Raw genomic sequence first — 11,780 nt, 5'->3', positions numbered from 1 at the left:
ATTAATTTATTTCTCGATTTGACTTCACCTTTTTAAGCAAGTTTTTTAAATATTTATGGACTTTAAATGGCACAGCTTTATTTGCATAGTGATGGCGTATTTAACCGCAGATAAATGTGCGTTTTGATGCTTAATTTTTTCTTACTTTTGGAGTGATTTTTATAAATTTTTTTATTACCCTAAAATTTCTGTTTATAAATTTACTTGATATTCTTAACTATGGAAAAATTATTACTTGCAGACGATGATATGGATGATCGTCTTTTTTTTCAAGATGCTGTCGAAGATTTATTTTCAACTACGACTTTATCAACCGTTAGTGACGGAGTTGAATTAATGGAGTTCTTGACAAATAATAGAGATCAATTACCTGATGTTCTTTTCCTTGATTTAAATATGCCACGTAAATCAGGTTATGAATGTCTACTAGAGATCAAATCTACTGAATCTTTAAAATTGTTACCAGTTGTAATTTTCTCTACTTCTTTGGATATTGATATGGTAAATAAACTATATGAAATTGGAGCCCATTATTATATTAGAAAGCCAGGTGACTTTAGCATATTAAAAAAGGCAATTTATCAGGTAACAGTATTATTAACTCTAGATAAAATTAATCAACCAGAAAGAAGTAAATTTATCATTCAGTGCTAATACATTTTTAATCCTATCAATTTGGACAATCCATATTATTTTCTAGAAGGTGGAGGCGACATGGGACTTCAAATTCGCAACAAAGACTGGACACAAACTCCGCTAGGAAGTCCAGAGACTTGGCCTCAAAATCTGCAATCTGCCGTTTCTATCATACTCAATAATCCTTTTCCAATGTATATCGCATGGGGAAAGGAATACCGACAAATTTTTAATGATGCTTATGTGCCCATTTTAGGACATCAAAAGGAGATAGATGCTTTGGGGAAAAGTACCTCTGAAACCTTTTCAGAGGTTTGGCATATTACTGAACCTATTTTTAAAGCTGTGGAACGAGGAGAATCTGTAGGGTTTTCAAACTTCATGTTCCCATTATTAAGAGAGGGCTCCATTCAAAACTGTTATTTTGATTTAGCATACAGTCCCATATTTTTGCAGGATCGATCCATAGGAGGAATTTTAATTACCATTTTTGAGACTACCGCTAAGAACCTCGCAGATGAGGAACTAAATAAAAGCGAGAAGCGATTTAAAGCTATTGCTGATAATATTCCAAATCTTGCATGGATGGCAGACGCAAAAGGGGATCTATATTGGTATAACAAACAATGGTATGATTATACGGGAACCACCTTTGAAGAAATGAAAGGTTGGGGATGGAAGTCCGTTTATCGTGAAGATGAATTAGTAAATATATTTAAAGAATGGAACTTATCTTTAGAAAAAGGGATACCATTGGAGATGAGTTATCCCATTAAAGGTGCGGATGGAAATTATCAGGAATTTTTAACTAGAGCTCTTCCTGTAAAAAATGAAGAGGGAGAAATTACAACTTGGTTTGGTACTAACACAAATATAACTTCGCAAAAAGCTACAGAGCAGGCGCTCGATGACAGTAAAAAAGAATTAGAATTTGTAATTGAAGCTGCAGCTTTAGGAACATTTGATTATAATCCAATAACTAATAAATTTTCAGCTAATACCCGTTTAAAAGAATGGTTTGGTTTAAGTGCTGACCAGGAAGTAGACTTATGTGATGCCACAAAGGTTATTGTAGAAGAGCATCAAGAATATGTTTTAAGTGCTATTGCAAAAGCTTTGCATTTTTCTTCAGGAGGTTTTTATGATCTCGCATACAATATTGTAAATCCTATTTCTAAAAATGAAATTACATTGCATGCAAAAGGGAAAGTGCTATTTGATGATAATCATATGCCATTCCGATTTAATGGAACAGTAGAGGACATCACGGCGCAAAATACTGCTCGTAAACAATTAGAGCAAAGTGAGAACAATTTAAAATCAATTATACTACAAGCGCCTATGGCTATTGCAATTTTGCGTGGCCCTGAGTATGTTGTTGAAATAGCAAATGAAAGTGCATTAAACTTATGGGGTAAAACCCTACAGGAAGTTAATAATATATCTGTTTTTGAGTCCATATCAGAATTGTCTTTACAAGGAGTTAAAGATATTTTAAACAATGTAAGAGCATCAGGAAAACATTTATCCACCACAGAGTTGCCATTAAAAATTATGCGATATGGTACATTAGAAACTGTTTATATGAACTTCTCGTATGAACCTATTTACGATGATCAAAGCAACAGTAATAAAATTATGGTTCTAGGCTATGATGTAACTGCCCAAGTGATTGCTCGAAAAGAAATTGAAAAAAGTGAGCAAAGCATTCGTAGTTTAGTGGAAAGTGCACCATTTCCCATTGCGGTTTATACTGGGAGTGAGATGCGTATTACCCTTGCAAATCAATCCATGATTGATGCATGGGGAAAGGGAAGTGATGTTATTGGGAAATTATATAGAAATCTTTTACCAGAATTAGAAAAGCAGAATGTTTTTGAGCAAATAGAAAATGTTTATAAAACTGGAATAGCATTTAATGCTAAAAACCAGCCCGTAGCTATTTTAAAAAATGGATTTTTAAAGGATCATTATTTCAATTATAGTTTTACTCCACTAAAAGATTCAAGTGGTGCGATTTATGGTGTAATGAATACAGCGGCCGAAGTCACTGAATTAAATGAAGTTAAAGAAAAAATACAAGAAAGTGAAAAGCGCTTTCGTGATGCGGTGCATCAAGCTCCAGTTGCTATGATAATTGTGCGAGGCCCAGAAAATATTGTTAGCATGGTTAATGCCCCTTATTTAGAATTAGTAGACAAATCCACAAGCGACTTATTATCAAGACCAATATTCGAAGCTTTACCTGATGCAGAGGAAACAATTAATCCCATTTTTAATGAAATTTATAGAACCGGTGAAGCGTTTCATGGTTACGAATTCCCAGTGACTTTAACACGATTTGGTAAAAAGGAAAACTGCTATTTTAACTTTGTATACCATCCTTTACTAGATGGCAATACAGTAACAGGAGTTATGGTTGTTGCTACAGATGTAACGGCTAATGTTACAGCAAAGAAGTTATTAGAGGAAAATGAGCAAAAATTCAGACTCTTAGCGGACTCAATGCCTCAATTTGTGTGGACTGCTGATGAGAGAGGAAAATTGAATTATTTTAATCAAGCTGTTTTTGATTTCTCAGGATATACTAAGGAGGAAATTGTTGAAAAAGGTTGGCTTTCAATTGTCCATGACGACGAGAGAGAAGAGAACACTAGGAGATGGATGGATGCAATAGCAACTGAGAAAGACTTTATAATTGAGCATCGCTTTCGAAAAAGTGATGGAACATATCGTTGGCAATTAACTAGAGCTATCCCGCAACGCGATAAAGAAGGAAAAATAACAATGTGGGTAGGTACTAGTACAGACATTCAAGATCAAAAAATGTTTACGACTGAGCTAGAACGAGAGGTTATGGAACGCACAAAGGAGCTTTTTCAGAAGAATGATGATTTAGAAAAGATGAATAAGGAATTACAGTCCTTTGCTTATATATCTAGTCATGATTTGCAAGAGCCTTTGCGGAAAATTCAAACATTCGCGACTCAACTTAGAGAAAGAGAGTATGACAATATATCTGAGGGAGGTAAAAATAAGTTTATAAGAATGCAAAGTGCTGCTGATCGCATGCAAACACTTATACAGGATTTACTTGCTTATTCTAGAACTAGCATTCAAGAACGAATATATGAGAAGGCAAATATTTCTACTATAGTGGAAGAGGTAAAAGAAGATTTAGAGTACGATTTTGAAGGAAGAAGCACTACTATAAACATTATAAATGACTGCCAAATTGATGTTATTCCAGTTCAATTTAGACAAGTAGTATTTAATTTAATTACCAATTCACTGAAGTTCAGTAAACCTGATTGCGATGCAAAAATTACTATTGACAGCTTAGTAGCTTTTGGATCAGAGTTAAACAATTTAAATTTAAAGCAAGATGTAGAATATTGCTATATAAAATTTAGCGATAATGGAATTGGATTTGAAGAGGAATACAGTGAGAAAATATTTCAAGTATTTCAGCGCTTGCATGGAAAGGAAAAGTTTCAGGGGACCGGTATTGGTTTAGCGATTGTGAAAAGGATAGTTGAAAATCATCGCGGAATAATAACTGCACATGGAATTTTAAATGAAGGTGCTACTTTCAAAATCTTTATCCCTACTTCCCATTAATATTTAAGAATTTTAATTTATAATCAAAAAAAATACTCGACATTATAATGCCGAGTATTTTTTTTAAAAATAGATAAGATTATCTGTAAATATCTTGACCTCTATTTGTTTTCCAATTTTGCTCTAAATAGTCAGCATCTTCGTCATTTCTTGGATGAACTCCCATTACAACATGACCGTTGTTAATACCGGACTCATACAATTTTGCACGATCTTCAGGTATTCCTGAACCAACTAATGCGCCAATAATTCCACCTGCAATTCCTCCTGCACCTGCTCCAGCTAATCCAGCTGCTAATGGTCCAGCAACTATTAGTCCTAAACCTGGAATTACTAAACTTGTACCTATAGCAGCAATTACTCCAACAATAGCTCCTACTGTTCCACCAATGGCAGAACCAGTACCTGCAGTTTCAGCCGCTTTAGTTCCTAATTCAGAATTATCATTCTCATCAGAATAGTATTTTTTTCGTGTCTCATCTGACATCACTAGATTAATGTCCTCTTTTGCATATCCGCGCTCATGTAATGCATTATATGCGCTTTCTGTACTTTCACGGTCAGAGAACATTCCTGTTAGCATTTGTCCTCTGTCATTGTTGTGGTTGTTGTGATTATTTTCCATAATATATTTGTTTAATTGGTGAATTACTTTTCTCCTTTTACAAAGTTGGCAAATGCACAAATAAAAAGTCTTACACTATTTTTTAGAATTTTTATGTAATTCAAAGTACTGATTGTGAGTGCTGTAAAAATCATTATTTTTACTCATTTCAAAACCTAAGTACATGTGCTACCACACCATACAAACGAAATTAGCTTTACAAATTGAAAAGCGGTTTAATGCCAAAATTAAGGACAAAAGTTCCTTTGCACCTGATGATCATATCAATGGATTTACGTTTCCTAAAACTCCAATAATTACAAATGAGGATATTACTATTATAGAGCACTTTAATTGGGGCTTAATCCCTGCGTGGTCAAAAAACGATGATATTAAGGTTATGACTTTAAATGCTAAAATTGAAACCGTTAAAGAAAAGCCATCTTTTAAAGATGTTGTCAATCAAAGGTGCTTAATCATAGCTAATGGGTTTTATGAATGGCAGTGGTTAGATTCTAAAGGGAAAAACAAAGTTAAATATGAAATAGGAATTGGCGATGAAGAGTTATTTGCTTTTGCAGGATTATACTCCCGATGGAATGATATTCAATCTGGCCAATTAGTTAATACATATACAATGTTGACGACTCAAGCAAGTCCATTAATGGCTAAAATTCACAATATTAAAAAAAGAATGCCAATAGTTTTAAATCCAGAAGATGAAAGTAAGTGGCTTAACTTAGCACCAATCGAAGATTTCGCATATTGGACATGCTAACTTAGCCTACACAGAAAGTTAAGAAATAATCTTAATTTTAGCCTATGAAAGAAGTCCGCAAAATTTATGACAAAGCTTTTAAAGAAAAAGCCGTTCAATTGAGTTATGAGAGAACAAATGTATCAGAACTCGCCAGAGAGTTAGGAGTTACAGCACCACAGTTGTATAAATGGCGTAAAGAGTACGAGGAGTTTGGAGAAGGAAGTTTTCCTGGTAAAGGAAATTTAAAACTCACTCCCGAGCAAGAAAAAATCCACGAATTGGAGAAAAGACTCAAAGATGCCGAGTTAGAACGTGATATATTAAAAAAAGCAATCGGCATTTTTTCCATGAGCGGTCGATGATTTATAGTTTCATTAAAAACAATGAACAAGTATTCCCGATTGAAAAAATGTGCAAAGTTCTACAAGTGAGTAGTGGAAGTTATAACCGATGGAAAAAACAATCAATTACCGCAAGACGACAGCTAAAAATTATTATAAAAGAACAGATAACATTGATTTATTTTGCAGCGAAACAAAGATATGGAAGTCCTAGAATAACATTGGAATTACAGCATTTAGGTTATAAAGTTTCACGAATTACAGTTGCAAAATATATGAAAGAACTTGGCTTGCGAAGTAAATTAAGCAAAAAGTTCAAAGTTACAACCAACTCAAATCATAATTATTTAGTTGTCGAAAATTTATTAAATAGAGAGTTTATTGTAAAAATGCCTTCAAAAGTTTGGGTTTCGGATATTACTTATATCTAAACTAAAGAGGGGTTTGTATACCTGACCACTATTATGGATTTATACGACAGAAAAATTATTGGTTGGAGTTTAAGTGACGCAATGAATACAGAAGAAACTACGCTTGGAGCTTGGAAAATGGCGGTTAAAAACCGAGATGTCGATGAAGGTTTGATTTTTCATTCTGACAGAGGTGTCCAATATGCCAGTAAAAAGTTTGTAAATGTTCTTGATTCCTATAAAAAAATAACCCGCAGTATGAGTCGTAAAGGAAATTGCTGGGATAATGCTGTGGCGGAAAGCTTCTTCAAATCTTTGAAAACGGAATTGATTTATGGGAACAAACTGATTTCTAAAGAACAAATGAAACTGGAGATCTTTGAATACATTGAAATTTGGTACAATAGAAAAAGGAGACACTCTGCTTTGAATTATGCAACTATTGAAGAATTTAACAATCAAATTAATTACAAAAATGTAGCTTAACTTATACTGCAGGTTTTATTTGCATATCCAATCAGAAATTTATAATAATACTAAATAGATGATTAGATATTTATATAGGTTTAATTAAATAAAGCCCAAGATTTTAGTCAAGGGCTTTTTTTACAACAACAATTAATTTTATAAACTCTACATCTATTGGAATAGAATTAAAACATAGTATTTTCATTATTTTATGGTATTAATATTGCAATTATTTGTTCAATATTTTTTTCATCTTTATTTGTTCAATCTTTAATTTTAATAATTTATTTTCTTCTTCAATCTGCTTAAACTCTGGTTTTTTTAAACTGCCAAAATTTGTTGTTTTAATTATTAAAATATTAATGAATGCTATTATTGTCATTGCGAAAAATAAAAGTACAGAAAGATCTTATAGATAAAAAGGTTGGTGATAGTGCAATATTGGACTACATACAGCGCAAAGGGAGTTTAAAATTGTGTCAATAAAATATTAAAAAATTATATTTATAAAGCAATTTCAAGTTATTTTTGGCGATAAGCTAGACGTGAAATTGTATTAGATTCTTCACTGTGCGGTAAGCTATTTCCCACCGTCGCTCGGCTTTGCGACGTAGCGAACTTTCTAAATCAATATTTTCTGCCAAGAAAAATGTAGTGGCAAAGATACACTTGAATTTGTCAAAAATTTCGTAATGTTACAAAATTGCGGTTAGCGTTAGTAATTAAATTATTTTTAAAGCCCCTGAATCTGCTCTTAAAGAAACTCCGTTTGTAGCAATAGATAAAGGACTTGATAAGTACGATACTAAATTTGCAATTTCATTTGGATTAAATAGTCGTTGCATTAATGTGGATTAGATTGCTGAATAATTGCATTTTTCATTTCTTGAAGGTCAATATTTTGCGCACCTGCAATTTGTTCAACTACTGTTGCAATTCCATCGGAATATGTTGGTCCGCACAAAATTGTATTGATTGTATTGACTGTAATTTCTGTCCCTTTAGTCAGTTTAGATAATCCATTTGCCTTGCAGAAATAGCTGCTTTTGTCATTCCGTAATGAATCATATTTTCAGGTACATTTACACCAGATTTGCTACTAATAAAAATAATGCGTCCCCAAATTTCATCTTGCATTCTGGGCAATAATTTTCGAGACAGTCGAACAAAACTCATTACATTTATTTCGAAATATTTGTACCAATCTTTGTCTTCGATATTTTGAAATTCTTCCATTTCAAAGATTCCAACATTGTTTATCAGTATATCTATATCTGTCAATTTTTGAAGTAGATTTTCAATGTCATCTTTATTTGTGAAATCAGCAGTTATTGACCGTTGCAATCCCACAGTTGAGTCATGACATGCATTTAAGCTTCTTTTAGCAATTTAACATGACCCGCACGAATCAGGTCAAACGCGCTGAAAGTGTTGCGGGTTTTTGTTTTTGTTACTTTTAAGTATGTTTTTCAAAATCATTATTTAAAAAGGTTCATAACAAAATCTAAGACTTTATGTTCCTTCTTAAACTTGACATGTACATTCTGAACGGCATTTATATATTCATAATGTGGGATACGGTTAGAATTTTCATCCAAGTCCCATATACCGCAGTTACTGTAACTGTTCAAATTATCCCAATCGGGTCGGTCGGTTATAGGGTAAATACAAATGCCATTAATATCTACTCCATTTTTTCTTGCCGTAATACATTCTTGTATTATTTCTTCAATCCACTCCACGCGGCCAGATCCGAAGTGCCCAGTTTCCGAAAGAAAAATAGGCTTTTTATACCGCTCATAAGCAGTTTGTAATAAGTCTGCAACAGGTGTTCTTTTCTGCTGTGGATCGGGCCAATCTAATGAATCACCGTCTGCTATCCACTGACAATTCCAATAATAGTTAAATCCTAATATATTCAGATATTCCTCAGATCCCCCAAGTTCTGGGCACATTCGGCCTGCTATGATGTCCATAGCTTGAAATTGATGTTCATTTAAATTAAACAAATGAACTAAATCCTCAGTTCCACTAGGGTGTATCTTAACTAAAGGTTCAACTAAAACGATTACGCAAGTAGGAGCAACTTGTTTTAACTTTTGGATTCCCAAAATAGCTGCTTTACATAAGTGATATTTAATGTCCCAACCACTGTTTACAGCAAAGGGCACCGTTCCTCTCACCTCGCCAGAATGCCATGACAAAAAGCTAATTTCATTGATAGGTACTACGTACAATTTTTGTGTTGATTTTTGCTGATGAAATGTTGCAAATGCTGCACACAAAGCCGTAAATCTATCACAAAATAGAGGATGAGTGGGGTATATGCCATCTGGATAACCAAAGTGAATAAGATCCCAAATTTGCTGTATTCCATATTTCTCTGCCGCCTGCATACGATTGTAGACTTCGGAGAAATCAAAAAGACCGGGAGCGGTTTCTACAGCACTCCAACAAATACCCTCACGCACAGTTTTTATACCTGTGGACGAGAGGGCATAATAATCCTCGTCCACGCGAATATCATGTTGCGTCACCTTCAGAAGATTTATTCGCTCTCCCGAACGGTTAATGTGGTCCGCACATTCATAGCCGCCCATCAAAAAAGTATTGAATATATTCATTTAATCTACCGTTTGAGATTTTTCTTGCCCTTCCAACGTGTAAAAAAGATCCAACGCATTTTTAAAGGCTTGATCCATGTTGAAATATTTATAATTGGCTAATCGTCCCACAAAGTGAATATCAACTAGTTTCTCCGTCTCTAATTTGTACTTGGCATAAATCTCCTGATTTCTAGGGTTTGGAACTGGATAATAAGGTTCTCCTTCGTCGACCGTAAACTCTCTAACGACCGTCGTTTTGCTAGACTTTTGATTGCCGAAATGCTTGTATTCAATTATCCTCGTGAAATCAACTTCAGTTCCGGGGTAATTTACCACCGAATTCTCCTGAAAGAATTCCGCATCGACGGTCTCACTCACAAAATTGATCGAACGATACTCCAGTTTTTCTGTAAGACTATGTTTAAAATCAAAAAAACGATCTACTGGCCCAGTGTAAAATAATTTTTCGTAACCGCTGTACTGTTCTTCGACGTCAAAATAGTCAGTCTCTAGTTTTATTTCTATATTAGGATTGCTTAAAATATTTTCAAATAGTTGTGTATAGCCACCTTTTGGTAATGCTTGATGCACATCAGAAAAATAACGATCATCATAGTTATGACGCACTGGAATGCGATCTAGTACTGAGGCGTCAAGTTCCGCTGGATACTTGTCCCACTGTTTTTTTGTGTAATGTTTAAACATTTTTTCATAAAGAACTGGCCCAACGCGATTCAGCACGGCCTCCTCGCCATTTGCGGGATTGTCCAAAGGTGTACGGTTATCTTCGAGCCATTTCTGCATTTCTTGCTCAGAGCTTATTTGCGTTCCAAACAATTCATTTACCGTAGTAATGTTAACGGGTATTGGAACCATTTTATCGTCTACTTTTGCAATTACCTTATGTTCCCATGGGTACCACTCTGAAAATTTATTTACATAATCCCACACTGATTCTTCATTTGTATGAAATAAATGGGCACCGTATTTAGAAACTAATATTCCATTTTCATCAATATAATCATAACAATTGCCTGCAATATGATTTCGTTTTTCTAGTATTAAAACCTTTTTACCTATAGCGGCATATCGCTCTGCAAGAACGGCTCCTGATATTCCGGCGCCGATAATTAAAATGTCAATTTGTTTCATATTGCGTAAGTTTCAAGAATAGACTGCATTCTGCTAACAGTAGCGTCCCATGATGTATTTTTAAGTATTTCCTGGTACTCCCTTTGCAGCGGCAACTGTTGGTCTAGTTTATCTAGTAATAATGTAATGGATTGTGCAAAATCCTCTGGTGTATCTATAAGACTAACACAACTGCTATAATCTCTAACTACATCGGTTATTTTTGTTGAGATAATTGGTTTGCCCGCGGCCATATATTCCAAGGTTTTAGTTGGACTTATATATTTGGTAGCTTCATTTAAAGCAAATGGCATCATCGCAACATCAAATGCTTTTAAATAAGCAGGTAGTTCATTGTAAGAGCGCATACCCAGATAATGGATGTTATTTTCTTTCGGTAGCTCCTCTTCCGATATTTTAGCCAATGGCCCAATCATAACAAATGAAATATTAGGTAGCAATTTTGCGGCTTCATGTAATAATGATAGGTCAATTCGTTCGTCAATTACCCCAAAATAACCCACCATCGGAGTTTCGATGTGTGCTACGTCTGCGGGAATTTCAATTCCGTTTAAAGCTTGAGCGAAATGAGGTTCATCAACGGAGCTCGGAAAACAATATACATTTGAGTGAAATTCATTTTTAGATTCATAAAGTGATTTCCCGCCAGTAAAAACAATATCAGCAACCGACATTAAGTTCTTTTCTTGATTAATTAATTCCTGCGGAGCGCCTTTAAACAAAGATAGTTCATCCATACAGTCATAAATAACAGTCTCGAAGTTAAACGAACAGAGTAATGGACTGAACGAAGCGGAGTAAAACCATCCTACAGCAACATTGTGATTTTTTACATATTGAGGTATTATATTTTCAATTGCTTCTATATTTTTTACTTTCGGTTGCAGAACATGAAGTGTTTCACTTATAACCATCAAGTTTGCAGTGTTTTCTTCTTCTAAACTGTAACCTATAGGCTCCTCAATCATTAAAACTTTCATTGTTTTTGAAAGTCTGCTTATAATATGTTGTGGCCGTTGGTAAACGAATTGCCACCTTAAATGACAGAAAATAATCATATCGTACTGAGTTGAATTATCATTTTCATCTCCAAATACTACTTTTTTAACACTGTTTTTAATGGGATCTTTTAGCATGACATCTAAATTTTAACTGATTCAATCTATTCTTTGCGGTCGGATT

9 protein-coding genes and 1 pseudogene are annotated in these 11,780 nt (G+C 34.2%); 4 read left to right on the top strand and 6 right to left on the bottom strand.

Annotated features, from left to right (window positions below):
• The first annotated feature begins 219 nt into the window (after positions 1-219).
• Positions 220-654: a response regulator gene (locus ACRASX_RS15865; protein WP_432221926.1), complete on the top strand. Its 435-nt coding sequence runs from the start codon at positions 220-222 to the stop codon at positions 652-654.
• Between the two features lie 21 nt (positions 655-675).
• A complete protein-coding gene (locus ACRASX_RS15860; RefSeq protein WP_432221925.1) occupies positions 676-4,257 on the top strand; it encodes a PAS domain-containing sensor histidine kinase in 3,582 nt (1,193 codons plus the stop codon).
• Between the two features lie 79 nt (positions 4,258-4,336).
• On the opposite strand, the gene ACRASX_RS15855 is transcribed toward ACRASX_RS15860, so the two are convergent.
• A complete protein-coding gene (locus ACRASX_RS15855) occupies positions 4,337-4,882 on the bottom strand; it encodes a hypothetical protein (protein ID WP_066307108.1) in 546 nt (181 codons plus the stop codon).
• Between the two features lie 163 nt (positions 4,883-5,045).
• On the opposite strand from ACRASX_RS15855, the gene ACRASX_RS15850 reads away from it, so the two are divergent.
• Both ACRASX_RS15850 and ACRASX_RS15845 read left to right on the top strand, forming a co-directional pair.
• Complete coding sequence (locus ACRASX_RS15850) at positions 5,046-5,639, top strand: SOS response-associated peptidase (protein ID WP_432221943.1); 594 nt, start codon at positions 5,046-5,048, stop codon at positions 5,637-5,639.
• Positions 5,640-5,683: 44 nt separating this feature from the next.
• A pseudogene (locus ACRASX_RS15845) lies at positions 5,684-6,858 on the top strand (IS3 family transposase).
• A 704-nt stretch (positions 6,859-7,562) separates the two neighbouring features.
• Here ACRASX_RS15845 and ACRASX_RS15840 read toward each other — a convergent pair.
• From ACRASX_RS15840 to ACRASX_RS15820, 5 genes are all read right to left on the bottom strand, one after another.
• Positions 7,563-7,685, bottom strand: coding sequence for a hypothetical protein (locus tag ACRASX_RS15840; RefSeq protein ID WP_432221942.1), 123 nt, complete (start codon positions 7,683-7,685; stop codon positions 7,563-7,565).
• A 160-nt stretch (positions 7,686-7,845) separates the two neighbouring features.
• Positions 7,846-8,184 (bottom strand): SDR family NAD(P)-dependent oxidoreductase, encoded by a 339-nt coding sequence (locus tag ACRASX_RS15835; protein ID WP_432221941.1) that lies wholly within the window; start codon positions 8,182-8,184, stop codon positions 7,846-7,848.
• Positions 8,185-8,318: 134 nt separating this feature from the next.
• Entirely contained in the window at positions 8,319-9,464 is a 1,146-nt protein-coding gene (locus tag ACRASX_RS15830; protein ID WP_432221940.1) for a hypothetical protein, read from the bottom strand.
• The gene (gene glf, locus ACRASX_RS15825) at positions 9,465-10,598 is read right to left on the bottom strand and encodes a UDP-galactopyranose mutase (protein WP_432221939.1); all 1,134 of its coding nucleotides are present in this window, start codon (positions 10,596-10,598) and stop codon (positions 9,465-9,467) included.
• Positions 10,595-11,734, bottom strand: a complete 1,140-nt coding sequence (locus tag ACRASX_RS15820; RefSeq protein ID WP_432221938.1) for a glycosyltransferase — start codon at positions 11,732-11,734, stop codon at positions 10,595-10,597. The genes glf and ACRASX_RS15820 overlap by 4 nt, the downstream gene beginning before the upstream one ends.
• Positions 11,735-11,780: the final 46 nt, after the last annotated feature.

This window comes from Flavobacterium sp. TMP13 (genome assembly GCF_050847115.1).
GTDB lineage: Bacteria > Bacteroidota > Bacteroidia > Flavobacteriales > Flavobacteriaceae > Flavobacterium.
Note: the sequence above shows the minus strand (reverse complement) of the source record. Positions and strands in the feature narration are given on the sequence as shown.